This window comes from Streptomyces sp. LUP30 (assembly GCF_001746365.1).
Lineage (GTDB): Bacteria > Actinomycetota > Actinomycetes > Streptomycetales > Streptomycetaceae > Streptomyces.
In genome coordinates this window covers 22,212-37,722 of sequence record NZ_MJAJ01000019.1, presented here as the reverse complement: position 1 = coordinate 37,722, position 15,511 = coordinate 22,212, and the positions used below count along the sequence as shown (strand labels likewise).

The window sequence follows — 15,511 nt, the reverse complement described above, 5'->3', positions numbered from 1 at the left end:
GGCTTCGAACGGCCATGACCGCCGTACCCGGGGGTAGGTTCGGGCTATGGCAGGCAGCACGCACACCGTGACCAACCAGCCCCCACCCCTGACCGGGTACGACGTCTACGGCACCGACCAGGCTCTGGTGGAGGCCGTGGAACGGCACCTGGATCCGGGGCTGATCGATGAGGCGCGCGGAGAGTTGTCGGCGCTCGGACGGGCGGCCGGATCCGCGCAGGCCCAGGAGTGGGCGGTGCAGGCCGACGAGCACCCGCCGAGACTGCGCACCCACGACCGTCACGGCCATCGCATCGACGAGGTCGACTTCCATCCGGCATGGCACCGATTGCTCGGCAAAGGCGTAGGGGCCCATTTGACGGCCGCCTGGGCGAGGCCGGGAGGGCATGTGCGGCGAGCGGCCGGGTTCCTGGTGTGGACGCAGGTGGACGCGGGCAATTGCTGTCCGCTGTCGATGACCCACGCCGCGGTGCCTGCGTTGCGCGCCGACCCGGAGCTCGCCGCCGAGTGGGAGCCACGGCTGACGTCCACGATCTACGACCGTGAACTGCGTCCCGCCCGTCTGAAGGCCGGCGCGCTGTTCGGGATGGGGATGACGGAGAAACAGGGCGGCAGCGACGTCCGGGCGAACACGACGGCCGCCACTCCGCTCGCCGAGGACGGGACGTACGAGCTGACCGGGCACAAATGGTTCTGTTCGGCTCCGATGTCGGACGGGTTCCTGGTGCTGGCCCAGGCGACCTCTTCGGCGGGCGCGGGAGGGCTCACGTGTTTCCTGATTCCGCGAGTTCTCGAAGACGGTACCCGTAACGTTTTCCGTCTCCAGCGACTCAAGGACAAACTGGGGAACCGGTCCAACGCCTCCAGCGAGGTCGAGTTCGACGGGACGTGGGCGCGCCGCGTCGGTGAGGAGGGTCGCGGGGTGCGCACCATCATCGACATGGTGGCGGCGACCCGGGTGGACTGCGTGCTGGGGTCTGCGGGGTTGATGCGGCAGGCGGTGGCGCAGGCGATCCATCACTGCACCTACCGTGAGGCGTTCGGCGGAAAGCTGGTCGACAAGGCGTTGATGCGCAACGTTCTGGCCGACCTCGCGCTGGAGTCGGAGGCGGCGACCGCGCTTGCGTTGCGACTGGCCGCGGCCTACGACGACGGCGGCGAGCAGGAGCGTGCGCTGTTGCGGATCGCGGTACCGGCGGCCAAGTACTGGGTGACCAAGCGCTGCGCTCCGGTGACGGTCGAGGCGTCGGAGTGCCTGGGGGGAAACGGTTACGTCGAAGAGTCGGGAATGCCCCGACTCGTACGCGAGTCGCCGCTGAACTCGGTATGGGAGGGGGCGGGCAACGTCCAGGCCCTGGATGTGTTGCGGGCCCTGCAACGTGAGCCGCAGGCGCTGAACGCCTATCTGCAGGAGGTGGGCCACGCGCGCGGAGCCGATCACCGGTTGGACGGCGCGATCAAGGGCCTGCTGACGGACTTGGCCGATCTGGACGGGGCCGAGGGGCGGGCCCGGCGGTTGGCGGAGCGGTTCGCACTGGTGCTCCAGGGTGCGCTGCTCGTACGATTCGGGCCGCCGGAGGTCGCCGACGCGTTCTGTGCCTCGCGGCTGGGCGGGGACGGGGGCGCGGCTTTCGGAACCCTGCCGCACAGTCTGGACCTGGCGTCGATCGTCGAACGGGCCGCGCCTCGGTCGTGACAGCCCCGACCTGCGAAGACTCATAGAAAGTCGCGGGAAACCGAGGAATCAGGAAGCGGGGGTGGTGCCGCGCCGACACGGCACCACCCCCGCTGCATTGGCCCTGCGAGGCCAGAATCGCCGTTCGGGACGGCGTGACTCAAGTTTCAAACAGTCTGTGGACATTCACCAGGGTTGCAGGGGGTTGCAACGTGTCCAGCGGTTGTGACCGGACTATGCCCCTCCGGCACGCGTGGACGGCAAGATGGTGGCCTTCAGCAAGACCGGAAACAGTCGGCGCAACAACTTGACATCCGGTCGTCGGCCTGTACGCCCCCGGGAGGCCCAGTGGTGATGCCACCGATGAACGTGCCGCAGCTCGCGGCCGTCGACGCCGCACGGGCGGCGCGGGTGCTCAACGAGGTACGCGACGCCCGGCTGGCCGGGCAGCGAGCGCGGGTGGCGCCGCGCCCGGTGATCGAGCAGTCGTGGGAGCGCATGCTGCGCAGCGGCGTCGATCCGGAACACGGTTTCAGATCCGGCCTGCTCAGTTCCGACGAGGTGCGGCGACGGCGCGAGGAGTCGCCGTTACGAGAGGTGCTTCCGGTGCTGCGCGAAGGGCTGCTGTCGGTCGCGGACGTGGCCCACCACATCATGGTCGTCGCCGACGCTGAAGGTCGGGTGCTGTGGCGGGAGGGCTGCAGTCCGGTGCTGCGCAAGGCCGACGGGCTCGGTTTTGAACTGGGGGCGGACTGGGGCGAGGCCGTGGTCGGCACCAACGGCGTGGGGACGCCGGCGGTGGTACGCCGGCCCGTGCAGGTCTTCGCCGCCGAGCACTTCGTACGCTCGCACGCGGCCTGGACCTGCGCGGGCGCTCCGATCACCGACCCGCGCAACGGCAGGCTGCTGGGCGTGGTCGACGTCAGCGGGCCACTGGAGACGATGCACCCGGCCACCCTCGCCTGGGTCGATTCCGTGGCGAAACTCGCCGAGGCCGGGCTGCGCGAGAAGCATCTGGGTGCATTGGAGCGGTTGCGTGCGGTGGCGGCGCCGGTGCTGGCCCGTCTGGGCGGCCGGGCCGCGGCGGTGGACGCGGACGGCTGGACGGCGGCGGTGACGGGGATGCCGTACGCGAGCCGGGTCGCGCTGCCCAAGTCGCCTTCGCCGGGCCGTCGATGGCTGCCGGCGTTCGGGGTGTGCTCGATCGAGCCACTGGCCGGCGGGTGGTTGGTGCGGTCGGTGGACGAGGCCGCCGAGCCGATGCCGCGCGACGCGACGCGGATCGTGCTGGACCTGACCCGGTCCCGGCGCTGGTCGGTGACGGTGTCGGGGAACGCGGGCTCGTGGTCCCACGAACTGAGTCCCCGTCACGCCGAGTTGCTGTATCTGCTGGCTGCCCACCACGGTGGCCGCAGCGCGGCGGAACTGGCCGAGGACATGTTCGGCGACCCGGCCAGGACGGTGACGGTGCGCGCGGAGATGTCCCGGGTGCGACGGTATTTGGGAGGCTTACTGGAACACCGGCCGTATCGTTTCTGCGAGGGTGTCGAGGTCGAGATGCAGCTACCGACCGATCCACCGGACCTGTTGCCCCATTCGACCGCGCCCGCAGTGGTGAGGAACCGGATGTCGTCGCCGCAGCAACGATGACGTACCGGCGCTCGTCCGGTGGCGTCTTCCGCATATTTGCGCAGTCTTCGTCCTCTGCGGTGGCCGACTGCCGTAGCATCCCCTACGGGTCACCCCACCTGCTCCTCGGTCAACGTGTGGATCACCAGGCGCAGTTGGCCCGCCTCGGGAGGACGAATGAGACATCGCGGCCGACACCGTCGGCGTAGGCGAGGCAGGGCACTGCGGGCGTTTCTGTCCGGAACGGCCCTCGCGCTGACCGCTGCCGCCACCATGATCAGTGCCTCCCAGGCCACGGTCACCCATGACGGCCCGGGACGTCTGAAACCGATTGCTACGTCGTCCGAGACCGGAAAACTGCAGTTGAAGGAGACTCTGGTTCCGCGCGCCGCCCTCGACCGGCTGGCCGCCGGAATGGGCACCCCGGTCGGCGTCAGCGCCGTGCTGGACGACGCCGACCGCACCCTGCGGGACGCGATCGACTGCTCGCCCGCCGAGCGCAGGACACTGCCGGTCACCCCCGCGGCCACGCGTGCGTACTGCTGGAACACGGACGACACCCAGGGGTGGCAGCCGGGCGGGGTCACCACGTCGGGAGACGCGGACGACGACGGCGTCTGGGGCGCTAACCGGGTGATCCTCTCGGGCTGGTCGCGCTCCGGCGGGACAACGGCCGACCACGGACTGGCCCGGGTCGGCTTCGTGAACGCGGGCGACCTGAACCACCCCACTTACACCTGGGCGCTGCTCGCGGTCCCGGTCGACGGCGGGCGTGACTACCGAGGGCTGGTCTCCCATGTCTCCGGGATGGTCTGGTACCAGGACAAGCTGCTGGTCACCGCCGACGACGGGGATCGGGCCGCGCTCTACGTCTACGACATGAACCGCGTCCAGCGCGCCACGGTCGCCGGGGACGCGATCGGCCGGGTGCCGGGCGGCTGGTCGGCACACGGTTACCGCTTCGTTCTGCCGGCCGTCGGCTCCTACCAACTGAACGGCGGCTCGGACGCACCGCGCCCAGCAACGGTTTCCCTGGACCGCAGCACGGCGCCGGACAGCCTGGTGGCCGGTGAATGGACCCTCGACGGCGGCGACCGGGGAGCCCGCCTGTGGCGCTACCCCTTCAGTACTGCCCCAGGTCACGCGGGGCTGCTCCGGGCGGACGACGCCGGGCGGGTCCACGCCTCGCAGGCGTACGAGACGAAGCTGACCGGCGTACGGGGAGTGCTGTCCTACAGGGAGCAGTGGTATGTGACCCGTGCCGCCGGTCCGCGCGACCGGCACGGAACGCTGTGGCGGCAGAGCACGGGCGCCGACGGGGCGCACGGCAGAACCGAGGGTTCCGGCGCCGCCGTGTGCGGTGCCGCAGAAACGCACAGCTGCTGGAGCCCGCAGACAGATTCCCTTTCCTATTGGGAGGCGACCGGCGAGGTCTGGACCCAGTCGGGCCGGGCGCTCTTCGCACTGCCGCTGGCCTCGATCGACAGAACGACGGAGTAGATGGTTCCCTGACGGGCATGGCCAACATCCCCGTGACGACCTGGTCCCTGGAGCAGACGGACCTGACCGACCTGCTCCCGGCCACGGCGCCCGAGGGCGACGTCCGGATCGTCCGCTCCGAGTTCCCCTCCCCAGAGTTCAGCCGTTTTCTGTACGCGTCCGTCGGCGGGGACATCCGCTGGATCGACCGGCTGCACTGGACGTATGCACAGTGGCAGGAGTACCTGATGCGCCCAGGTGTGGAGACCTGGGTCGCCTATGACCGGGGCACACCGGCGGGGTACGCCGAGTTGGAGCCGCAGGACGACGGCATCGTAGAGATCGTCTACTTCGGCTTGCTCCCCGCCTTCCGCGGGCGGGGGATCGGCGGTCGTCTGCTGTCGTTCGGAGCCGCTCGGGCCTGGGACCTCGCGGAGCGCTGGCCTGGGCTGCCGCAGACCAAGCGGGTGTGGCTGCACACCTGCAGTCTGGACGGCGAGCACGCGATGGACAACTATCAGCGGCGCGGTTTCAAGCTGTTCGACACCAAGGTCGAATTGCAGGCCGAGGTGTCCGCGCCGGGCCCGTGGCCAGGGGCGTTTCCCGCCTGACCGGCCGCTCATATCTGTTCTGACCTGCGCGGACAAGACGACGCGCAGCCCGTGTGATCGAGGACACCTCGTCCTGCAGAGTGAGACCAGGGTGTCCGCATCGCGGACGAAGCTGGACTGTGTCCAGATCGCCGTGACACGCTTTCGTCATGTCCGGAACTGGAATTGCCTTGGTGAGTCGGCGGCACGTCGACCTCGGCCGCATGTCCAGCGCCATCTGTCCGGCGAGCTGACGAGCCGCAGCACTGCCGACGTCTTCGCAAGAGCCTTCCGCCTGCGCAATGATGCGCACGGTTTTTCCATGCGCCCGTACGCGCAGGTCAGAGCCGCTTCCCGCCTGTCCCGAAGGACGTATCATCCATGGCCGCCACCCCGCAGAACCCTGCCGCCGCGACTCCCCGCCGCAAGGTGAGCCGTCACCGCGGCGAGGGCCAGTGGGCCGCGGGTCACTTCACCCCGCTCAACGGAAACGAACAGTTCAAGAAGGACGACGACGGTCTCAACGTGCGGACACGCATTGAGACGATCTACTCCAAGCGGGGCTTCGACTCGATCGACCCCAATGACCTGCGCGGCCGGATGCGCTGGTGGGGCCTGTACACCCAGCGCAAGCCCGGGATCGACGGCGGCAAGACCGCGATCCTGGAGCCGGAGGAGCTGGACGACAGGTTCTTCATGCTGCGTGTGCGCATCGACGGCGGGCGGCTGACCACCGAGCAGCTGCGCGTGATCGGCGAGATCTCGCAGGAGTTCGCGCGTGGCACGGCCGACATCACCGACCGGCAGAACGTCCAGTACCACTGGATCCGCATCGAGGACGTGCCGGAGATCTGGAACCGCCTGGAGGCGGTCGGCCTGTCCACCACCGAGGCGTGCGGTGACACGCCCCGCACCATCCTCGGCTCGCCCGTCGCCGGTATCGCCGAGGACGAGATCGTCGACGGCACGCCGGCCGTCGAGGAGATCCATCGCCGCATCATCGGCAACCCGGCGTTCTCGAACCTGCCCCGCAAGTTCAAGACCGCGATTTCCGGCTCACCGCTGTTGGACGTGGCGCACGAGATCAACGACGTCGCGTTCGTCGGCGTGCACCATCCCGAACACGGCCCCGGCTTCGACGTGTGGGTGGGCGGCGGCCTGTCCACGAACCCGAAGATCGGCGTACGGCTCGGTGCCTGGGTCCCGGTGGACGAGGTGCCCGACGTCCACGAGGGCGTCGTTTCGATCTTCCGCGACTACGGTTACCGGCGACTGCGCAACCGCGCCCGGCTGAAGTTCCTGGTGGCCGACTGGGGCCCGGAGAAGTTCCGGCAGGTGCTGGAGGACGAGTACCTCCAGCGCAAGCTGGTCGACGGCCCCGCCCCGGAACAGCCGGTCGAGCGGTGGCGCGACCATGTCGGCGTGCACCGCCAGAAGGACGGCCGTTTCTACGTCGGTTTCGCACCGCGCGTCGGCCGCGTGGACGGCGCCACCCTGACGAAGATCGCCGAGCTCGCCGAGGCACACGGCTCGGGCCGGGTGCGCACCACCGTCGAGCAGAAGATGATCGTCCTCGACGTCGAGGAAACGCAGGTCGAGTCGCTGGTCGAGGCGTTGGAGGCGCTGGACCTCACCGCCCGGCCCTCCACCTTCCGGCGCGGCACCATGGCCTGCACCGGCATCGAGTACTGCAAGCTCGCCATCGTCGAGACCAAGCAGCGCGGTTCCCAGTTGATCGACGAACTGGAGCGCCGCCTCCCGGAGTTCGACGAGCCGCTCACCATCAACATCAACGGCTGCCCGAACGCCTGCGCCCGCATCCAGGTCGCGGACATCGGCCTCAAGGGCCAGCTGGTGCTGGACGACCAGGGCCGGCAGGTGGAGGGCTACCAGGTGCACCTGGGCGGCGCACTCGGGCTGGAGGCCGGCTTCGGCCGCAAGGTCCGGGGACTGAAGGTCACCTCGGACGAGCTGCCGGACTACGTGGAACGTGTGCTGAAGCGGTTCCAGGACGAGCGCGAAGAGGGCGAGCGATTCGCCGCCTGGGCTTCGCGGGCCAGCGAGGAGGCCCTCTCATGAGCGAGCGGGCGGCCCCTTTCTACTGCCCTTACTGCGGCGACGAGGACCTTCGTCCGAGCGAAGCGCTGGAGGGCGGTCACGGCGCCTGGGAATGCGCGGCATGCAACCGCGCATTCCAGCTGAAGTTCCTCGGGCTGCTCGCTCGGGGTGTTCAGCGCACGGACACAGGAGGGGACGAGATATGACGACCACTCAGGAAGGCCGGACGACCGACGAGTTGAAGGCGCTGGCCGAGCAGGCGGGCCGCGAGCTGGAGGAGGCCTCCGCCCTGGAGATCCTCCGGTGGGCGGTGGACACCTTCGGCACGCAGTTCTGCGTGACGTCCTCGATGGAGGACGCCGTGGTGGCGCACCTGGCGTCCCGAGTCCTCAAGGGCGTGGACGTCGTCTTTCTCGACACCGGTTACCACTTCCCCGAGACCATCGGCACCCGGGACGCGGTGGAGGCGGTGATGGACGTCAACGTCATCACGCTCACCCCGCGCCAGACGGTCGCCGAGCAGGACGCCGAGTACGGGCCCAAGCTGCACGACCGCGATCCCGACCTGTGCTGCAAGCTGCGCAAGGTGCAGCCGCTGGAGCAGGGGCTCAAGGGCTACCGGGCCTGGGCCACCGGCCTGCGGCGCGACGAATCGCCGACCCGGGCGAACACGCCGGTCGTCGGTTGGGACGAGAAGCGGCAGAAGGTGAAGGTCTCGCCGATCGCCCGCTGGACGCAGGACGACGTGGACGCCTACGTCACCGAGCACGGCGTGCTGACCAACCCCCTGCTGATGGACGGCTACGCGTCGGTCGGATGCGCCCCCTGCACCCGTCGGGTCCTGGAGGGCGAGGACGCGCGCGCCGGACGCTGGGCGGGACGGTCCAAGACCGAGTGCGGGCTGCACGGCTGACCGCCATGAGCGCCGACTCCCCGAACGCCCCCGAACCCACCCCCACTTCTACGAACCGGGAGAACCACGTGACGACCGGAGCCACCGTCTGGCTCACGGGTCTGCCGAGCGCCGGCAAGACCACCATCGCGTTCGAGCTGGCCGGCCGGCTGCGCGAGGAGGGCCACCTCGTCGAGGTGCTCGACGGCGACGAGATCCGCGAGTTCATCTCCGCGGGCCTCGGTTTCAGCCGCGAGGACCGGCACGTCAACGTGCAGCGCATCGGTTTCCTGGCCGAGCTGCTCGCCCGCAACGGCGTGAAAACGCTTGTGCCGGTGATCGCCCCCTACGCCGACAGTCGCGAGGCGGTGCGCAAGCGTCACCAGGAGAGTGGCACCGCTTACCTGGAGGTGCATGTGGCCACCCCCGTCGAGGTGTGCTCGGTGCGTGACGTGAAGGGCCTGTACGCCAAGCAGGCGGCAGGCGAGCTCAGCGGCCTCACCGGCGTCGACGACCCGTACGAGGCGCCCGAGACGCCCGACCTGCGGATCGACTCCCAGGAGCAGACCGTGCAGGAGTCAGCGGCGTCGGTGTACGCCCTGCTCAGCGAGAGGGGACTGGCATGACGACGACCGTCGCCCAGACCGAGGAGGGCACGGTCAGCCCGTACGCCCTGAGCCACCTGGACTCGCTGGAGTCCGAGGCGGTGCACATCTTCCGCGAGGTGGCGGGCGAGTTCGAGCGGCCGGTGATCCTGTTCTCCGGCGGCAAGGACTCCATCGTCATGCTGCATCTCGCGCTCAAGGCGTTCGCGCCGGCCACGGTCCCGTTCTCGCTGCTGCACGTCGACACCGGGCACAACTTCCCCGAGGTGCTGGAGTACCGCGACCGTGTGGTGGCCGAGCACGGTCTGCGGTTGCACGTGGCCTCCGTTCAGGACTACATCGACCGCGGCGCGCTCAAGGAACGTCCGGACGGGACGCGTAACCCGTTGCAGACGCTTCCGCTGACGGAGAAGATCCAGTCGGAGAAGTTCGACGCGGTCTTCGGCGGCGGACGTCGTGACGAGGAGAAGGCCCGCGCCAAGGAGCGCGTGTTCTCCCTGCGGGACGAGTTCTCGCAGTGGGATCCGCGCCGGCAGCGGCCCGAGCTGTGGAACCTGTACAACGGCCGGCACGCGCCCGGCGAGCACGTCCGCGTGTTCCCGCTCTCCAACTGGACCGAGCTGGACGTCTGGCAGTACATCGCCCGCGAGGGCATCGAGCTCCCCCAGATCTACTTCGCGCACGAGCGTGACGTGTTCCAACGCGGTGGCATGTGGCTGACCGCCGGTCAGTGGGGCGGCCCGAAGAACGGTGAAACGGTCGAAAAGCGTCTCGTAAGGTACCGGACCGTCGGCGACATGTCGTGCACCGGCGCCGTCGACTCCGACGCCGTGACGCTGGACGACGTCATCGCCGAGATCGCCGCTTCCCGGCTGACCGAGCGCGGCGCGACGCGCGCCGACGACAAGCTCTCCGAAGCCGCGATGGAAGACCGCAAGCGCGAGGGGTACTTCTAAGCATGAGCACCATCACCGCCGAGACACTCTCGGAAACGACCCTGCTGCGGTTCGCCACCGCCGGTTCCGTCGACGACGGCAAGTCCACCCTGGTGGGCCGGCTGCTGCACGACTCCAAGTCGATCCTCACCGACCAGCTCGAGGCCGTGGAGCGGGCCTCGGCCGGCCGCGGCCAGGACGCCCCCGACCTGGCGCTCCTCACCGACGGTCTGCGCGCCGAGCGCGAACAGGGCATCACCATCGACGTGGCCTACCGCTACTTCGCCACTCCGCGGCGCCGGTTCATCCTCGCCGACACGCCCGGCCATGTGCAGTACACCCGCAACATGGTGACGGGCGCCTCCACGGCCGAGCTCACGGTGGTCCTGGTCGACGCCCGCAACGGCGTCGTGGAACAGACGCGTCGGCACGCGGCCATCGCGGCCCTGCTCCGCGTCCCGCACGTGGTCCTCGCCGTCAACAAGATGGACCTGGTCGAGTACCGCGAATCCGTTTTCGCAGCGATTGCCGAGGAGTTCACGGCGTACGCGAGCGAACTGGGCGTTCCCGAGGTCACCGCCATCCCGATCTCGGCGCTCGCCGGGGACAACGTGGTGGATCCGTCGGCGAACATGGACTGGTACGGCGGACCGACCTTCCTGGAACACCTGGAAACGGTTCCGGTAAGCCATGATCTGGCGCACTGCCACGCCCGCCTTCCCGTGCAGTACGTGATCCGGCCGCAGACCGCCGAGCACCCGGACTACCGGGGATACGCCGGTCAGATCGCCGCGGGCACGTTCCGGGTGGGCGAGCCGGTCACCGTGCTGCCGTCCGGCCGTACGTCGACGATCTCCGGCATCGACCTGCTGGGCGAGCCCGTCGACGCCGCGTGGACGACCCAGTCGGTGACCGTGCTCCTCGCGGACGACATCGACGTCTCGCGCGGCGACCTGATCGTGCCCACCAAGGACGCACCGGCCACCACGCAGGACGTCGAGGCGACCGTGTGCCACGTCGCCGACCAGCCGCTGACGGTCGGGCACCGCGTGCTGATCAAGCACGGCACCCGCACGGTCAAGGCGATCGTCAAGGACATCCCGTCCCGTCTCACGCTCGACGATCTGTCCCTGCACCCGCACCCGGGACAACTCGTCGCCAACGACATCGGCCGGGTGAAGATCCGTACCGCGGAGCCCCTCCCGGTGGACTCCTACGCCGACTCCCGCCGCACGGGCTCGTTCATCCTGATCGACCCGTCCGACGGCACCACGCTCACCGCGGGCATGGTCGGCGAGTCGTTCGCCGCGCCGGAACCGGTCAAGGACCCGTCCGAGGAAGACGGATGGGATTTCTGAACATGAACTCAACCGATTTCTACTCGACGTTCGCGAAGGAGGGCGGCCGTGTCGGCAGCGGCGCCCTCGGGAGCGGGCAGGGCGGAGTGGGCCGATGTGCGCTCTGACGTACGCGCACTGCCTGCGCGCCCCGTCCCCCCACCTTGCCCCAGATGCTCGACTTCGCTCGCCGGCCGGGGGACCCCCACCCCGGAAGCGACGAAGACCCATTGCCGATTTCCCGGCCACGACCTGAAAGATCGTGACCGCCGGGCCAACGAGAGGAACCCCTCCCGTGCCTGCCAACCGCTCTGCTTCTCTTCGCCGCGTCGTCGCGGCCGCAGCCGCCCTTCCCCTGCTCACCCTTGCCGCGTGCGGCTACGGATCCGACGCCAAGGAAGCCAACACCAACGAGAAGGTCGCCGCCGGAGCGAAGAAGATCGACGGGCTCGACACCGTCAAGATCGGCTACTTCGGCAACCTCACTCACGGGACCGCGCTGGTCGGCCGTGACCAGGGCATCTTCCAGAAGGCGCTGGGCGCGACCAAGGCCTCGTACGCGACCTTCAACGCGGGTCCCTCCGAGATCGAGGCGCTCAACGCCGGTTCGATCGACATCGGCTGGATCGGCCCCTCCCCGGCGATCAACGGATACACCAAGTCCGGCGGCAAGAGCCTGCGCATCATCGGCGGCTCGGCGTCCGGCGGTGTGAAGCTCGTCGTCAATTCGGACAAGATCAAGTCCGTCAAGGACGTCAAGGGCAAGAAGATCGCCACGCCCCAGCTCGGAAACACGCAGGACGTCGCGTTTCTGAACTGGATCTCGGAGCAGGGCTGGAAGGTCGACGCGCAGAGCGGCAAGGGCGACGTCACGGTCGTCCGCAGCGACAACAAGGTGACGCCCGACGCCTTCAAGTCCGGCTCGATCGACGGCGCCTGGGTGCCGGAGCCGACCGCGTCGAAGCTGATCGCCGAGGGTGGCAAGGTGCTTCTCGACGAGGCGTCACTGTGGCCCGACAAGAAGTTCGTGATCACGAACATCATCGTGTCGCAGAAGTTCCTCACGGCGCATCCGAAGGTCGTCGAGGCCGTGCTGAAGGGCTCGGTCGAGACCAACAAGTGGATCAACGCCAACCCGGCGAAGGCGAAGATCTCCGCGAACAAGCAGCTGGAGGCCGACTCCGGCAAGGCACTGCCGACGAACGTCCTGGACCCGGCGTGGACGTCGATCCAGTTCATCGACGACCCGCTGGCCTCCACGCTCAACACCGAGGCGGAGCACGCGGTCAAGGCGGGCCTGCTGAAGAAGCCCGACCTCAAGGGCATCTACGACCTGTCGATCCTGAACAAGGTCCTCAAGGCCGAGGGCGAGTCCACGGTCGATGACGCCGGTCTCGGCGCCAGCTGATCGAATCCGATGAGTTCCCAGGAGGTGACGACCATGGCCACGACCCTTGCCAAGGCCGCCGAGACCGCTGAATCGGTGGAGTACGCGGCACGCCTCGAGCACGTCTCGAAGTCCTTCGCAGGACCGGGCGGGCAGCAGCTCGTCCTGGACGACATCACCCTCGATGTCGCTCCGGGCGAGTTCGTCACCCTCCTGGGGGCCTCGGGCTGCGGGAAGTCCACGCTGCTGAACCTGGTGGCGGGGCTCGACCAGCCCACCACCGGAACCATCACCACGGACGGCCGCGCGGCGCTGATGTTCCAGGAACACGCCCTCTTCCCGTGGCTGACCGCCGGCAAGAACATCGAACTCGCCTTGAAGCTGAGGGGGGTGGCGAAGCCCGACCGGCGCGGCAAGGCCGAGGAACTGCTTGAACTGGTCCGCTTGAAGGGCGCGTACGGTAAGCGTGTTCACGAGCTTTCCGGCGGCATGCGACAGCGCGTGGCGATGGCCCGCGCGCTGGCGCAGGAAAGCCAACTGCTGCTGATGGACGAGCCGTTCGCGGCGCTGGACGCCATCACACGGGATGTGCTGCACGACGAGCTGACCCGGATCTGGGAGGAGACGGGACTGTCCGTCCTCTTCGTCACCCACAACGTCCGCGAGGCGGTGCGGCTCGCGCAGCGCGTCGTCCTGCTGTCCTCCCGGCCGGGGCGGGTGGCGCGCGAGTGGACGGTCGACATCCCACAGCCCCGCCGGATCGAGGACGCCCCCGTGGCGGAACTGTCCATCGAGATCACCGAAGTCCTGCGTGGGGAGATCCGCCGTCATGGCCAGCACTGAGACGAAGACGACGGCGACCACGAAGCCGGCCTCCACCGCGCTGGCCGGTGTGGAGGCGGGTCTCGACGCGCTGGACGTGGTGACGCCCACCGGCCGTATCCCCTTCCGGCGGACGTTCGTCGACAAGATCCTGCCGCCGATCATCGCGATCGCGCTGCTGCTGGTCGTCTGGCAGATCACCTTCAAGGTCGTCGACGACCCGACGAAGCTGGTCTCTCCGCTGGACGTCTGGGGCACGCTGCGGGACGCCTGGCTCCAGGGCGAGCTGCTCGGCTACATCTGGACCAGCGTCTCGCGCGGTCTGCTCGGCTTCCTCTTCGCCCTCGCGATCGGCACCCCGCTGGGGCTCCTCGTGGCGCGGGTGAAGTTCGTACGGGCCGCGATCGGGCCGATCCTGTCGGGTCTGCAGTCGCTGCCGTCGGTGGCATGGGTGCCGCCGGCCGTGCTGTGGCTGGGTCTGAACAACTCGATGATGTACGCAGTGATCCTGCTCGGCGCCGTGCCGTCCATCGCCAACGGGCTGGTGTCCGGCGTCGACCAGGTCCCCCCGCTGTTCCTGCGCGCCGGACGCACCATGGGCGCGACGGGACTGCGGGGAACCGTTTACATCACGTTGCCGGCTGCGCTGCCTGGATACGTGGCAGGTCTGAAACAGGGCTGGGCGTTCTCCTGGCGTTCGCTGATGGCGGCGGAGATCATCGCATCCTTCCCCGATCTCGGCGTGGGCCTCGGCCAGTTGCTGGAGAACGGACGCAACGCGAGTGACATGTCGATGGTGTTCGAGGCGATCCTGCTCATCCTGTTCGTCGGCATCGCCATCGACCTGCTGATCTTCAGCCCGCTGGAGCGATGGGTGCTGCGCAGCCGCGGTCTGCTGGTGAAGAGCTGAAGCCTCATGTCGAAGAAACCGGTTCTCCCCGTCCTCGTGGTGATCGCCCACGGCAGCCGCGATCCGCGGCATGCGGCGACCGTCGACGCCCTCGTGCGGGGCGTACGGTCGCTACGGCCGGGACTGCGAGTAGAAACCGGTTTCTTGGATTTCAACGTCCCGTCCGTGCACGGGGTGCTGGAGTCGCTCGCCGCGGAGGGCGTGCGCGAGGTGGTGGCTCTGCCGTTGCTGCTGACCCGCGCCTTCCACGCGAAGGCGGACATCCCGGCGGTGCTGCGGGACGCGCCGTCGCAGCTGCGGATTCGACAGGCCGACGTACTCGGACCGTCCCCGCTCCTGCTCACCGCCCTGGAACGGCGGTTGTACGAGGCGGGTTTGACGCCCGCCGACAAGTCCTCGACCGGGGTCGTCCTGGCCTCGGCGGGGTCCACGGACCCGGAGGCGATCGCAGTGATCGCAGAAATCGCGCGGGAGTGGCGGCGCACCGGTTGGTGTGCCGTGCGGCCTGCGTTCGCCTCCGCATCTCTTCCGCGCACCGAGGACGCGGTCCGCGAACTGCGGGCGCTGGGGTGCTCCCGGATCGCCGTCGCACCGTACGTCCTGGCGCCCGGCTTCCTGCCGGACCGCATCGCTCGGGGCGCGGCCGAGGCGGACGTCCTGGCCGATGTGCTCGGCCCGGCACCGGAGGTCGCCCAGGTGCTCCTGCGACGCTACGACTCGGCGCGAACGCCCGTGCTGGCGGCCGTCGGAGCCTGACCTGACCGCCGCGGACGCGCCACAGCGACTGCTGCCGACGCGGGGCGGATGCGCCTGGCGGCTGGCGGCTGGCGGCTGGCGGCTGGCGGCTGGCGAGGCATGACGAGAGCCGGGGTCAGACGTCGAGCGGCGCAAGACCCGGTACCTGGTCGCCATCCGGACTCACTGGACCGTGGTGACTGCGTACCGACGCCGGGGTTGGCCCGCGGAAGACGGCGGGCGGCAGACTACGCGGGGCGCGTGCAACGAACGGTAACCCGCCGCCGCGCTTTGCAGTTCGTTGTGCTCGCATCAGCGCCCGATGAGCCGATGACTGGCGACGGCCGGCCGGGCCGGGCCTGGTTCTGAGCTCGTCGCCGGAGGGGGTGCGCGAGTACTGGTCGTCGGCCGGAGCGGCAGTAACGTGCAACAGACCGAAACCGGTTACCGCCGCCCA

General features: G+C 69.2%; 15 protein-coding genes. All 15 read left to right on the top strand.

What is annotated here, in order from left to right; translation table 11 throughout:
• Nucleotides 1–46: 46 nt before the first annotated feature.
• The 15 genes from BG482_RS17820 (at nucleotide 47) to BG482_RS17755 (ending at nucleotide 15,075) form a co-directional block, all read left to right on the top strand.
• The gene (locus tag BG482_RS17820) at nucleotides 47–1,696 is read left to right on the top strand and encodes an acyl-CoA dehydrogenase family protein (protein WP_069770043.1); all 1,650 of its coding nucleotides are present in this window, start codon (nucleotides 47–49) and stop codon (nucleotides 1,694–1,696) included.
• A gap of 342 nt (nucleotides 1,697–2,038) precedes the next feature.
• Nucleotides 2,039–3,325 carry a helix-turn-helix domain-containing protein gene (locus tag BG482_RS17815; RefSeq protein WP_176741405.1) on the top strand — a complete coding sequence of 429 codons (1,287 nt, stop codon included), beginning with the start codon at nucleotides 2,039–2,041 and terminating at the stop codon, nucleotides 3,323–3,325.
• A gap of 156 nt (nucleotides 3,326–3,481) precedes the next feature.
• Complete coding sequence (locus BG482_RS17810) at nucleotides 3,482–4,804, top strand: hypothetical protein (RefSeq protein ID WP_069770041.1); 1,323 nt, start codon at nucleotides 3,482–3,484, stop codon at nucleotides 4,802–4,804.
• A 17-nt stretch (nucleotides 4,805–4,821) separates the two neighbouring features.
• Nucleotides 4,822–5,394, top strand: a complete 573-nt coding sequence (locus tag BG482_RS17805; protein ID WP_069770040.1) for a GNAT family N-acetyltransferase — start codon at nucleotides 4,822–4,824, stop codon at nucleotides 5,392–5,394.
• Between the two features lie 149 nt (nucleotides 5,395–5,543).
• The gene (locus BG482_RS46180; RefSeq protein ID WP_309486338.1) at nucleotides 5,544–5,627 is read left to right on the top strand and encodes a putative leader peptide; all 84 of its coding nucleotides are present in this window, start codon (nucleotides 5,544–5,546) and stop codon (nucleotides 5,625–5,627) included.
• Between the two features lie 127 nt (nucleotides 5,628–5,754).
• Nucleotides 5,755–7,452 carry a nitrite/sulfite reductase gene (locus BG482_RS17800; RefSeq protein WP_069770039.1) on the top strand — a complete coding sequence of 566 codons (1,698 nt, stop codon included), beginning with the start codon at nucleotides 5,755–5,757 and terminating at the stop codon, nucleotides 7,450–7,452.
• Nucleotides 7,449–7,637: a hypothetical protein gene (locus tag BG482_RS45230; protein WP_069770038.1), complete on the top strand. Its 189-nt coding sequence runs from the start codon at nucleotides 7,449–7,451 to the stop codon at nucleotides 7,635–7,637. The genes BG482_RS17800 and BG482_RS45230 overlap by 4 nt, the downstream gene beginning before the upstream one ends.
• Nucleotides 7,634–8,344, top strand: coding sequence for a phosphoadenylyl-sulfate reductase (locus BG482_RS17790; protein ID WP_069770037.1), 711 nt, complete (start codon nucleotides 7,634–7,636; stop codon nucleotides 8,342–8,344). Before BG482_RS45230 ends, BG482_RS17790 begins: the two co-directional genes overlap by 4 nt.
• Before the next feature lie 68 nt (nucleotides 8,345–8,412).
• Nucleotides 8,413–8,949: an adenylyl-sulfate kinase gene (cysC, locus tag BG482_RS17785; protein WP_069770036.1), complete on the top strand. Its 537-nt coding sequence runs from the start codon at nucleotides 8,413–8,415 to the stop codon at nucleotides 8,947–8,949.
• Nucleotides 8,946–9,884 (top strand): sulfate adenylyltransferase subunit CysD, encoded by a 939-nt coding sequence (cysD, locus tag BG482_RS17780; protein ID WP_069770035.1) that lies wholly within the window; start codon nucleotides 8,946–8,948, stop codon nucleotides 9,882–9,884. The genes cysC and cysD overlap by 4 nt, the downstream gene beginning before the upstream one ends.
• 2 nt (nucleotides 9,885–9,886) lie before the next feature.
• Complete coding sequence (locus tag BG482_RS17775) at nucleotides 9,887–11,221, top strand: sulfate adenylyltransferase subunit 1 (protein ID WP_069770034.1); 1,335 nt, start codon at nucleotides 9,887–9,889, stop codon at nucleotides 11,219–11,221.
• Between the two features lie 274 nt (nucleotides 11,222–11,495).
• Nucleotides 11,496–12,608, top strand: coding sequence for an aliphatic sulfonate ABC transporter substrate-binding protein (locus BG482_RS17770; RefSeq protein WP_069770033.1), 1,113 nt, complete (start codon nucleotides 11,496–11,498; stop codon nucleotides 12,606–12,608).
• 9 nt (nucleotides 12,609–12,617) lie between these two features.
• Entirely contained in the window at nucleotides 12,618–13,430 is an 813-nt protein-coding gene (locus BG482_RS17765; protein ID WP_176741404.1) for an ABC transporter ATP-binding protein, read from the top strand.
• On the top strand, nucleotides 13,417–14,319 hold the full coding sequence (locus tag BG482_RS17760) for an ABC transporter permease (protein ID WP_069770031.1): 903 nt from the start codon (nucleotides 13,417–13,419) through the stop codon (nucleotides 14,317–14,319). The genes BG482_RS17765 and BG482_RS17760 overlap by 14 nt, the downstream gene beginning before the upstream one ends.
• A 6-nt stretch (nucleotides 14,320–14,325) precedes the next feature.
• Nucleotides 14,326–15,075, top strand: a complete 750-nt coding sequence (locus BG482_RS17755; protein WP_069770030.1) for a sirohydrochlorin chelatase — start codon at nucleotides 14,326–14,328, stop codon at nucleotides 15,073–15,075.
• Nucleotides 15,076–15,511 lie beyond the last annotated feature (436 nt).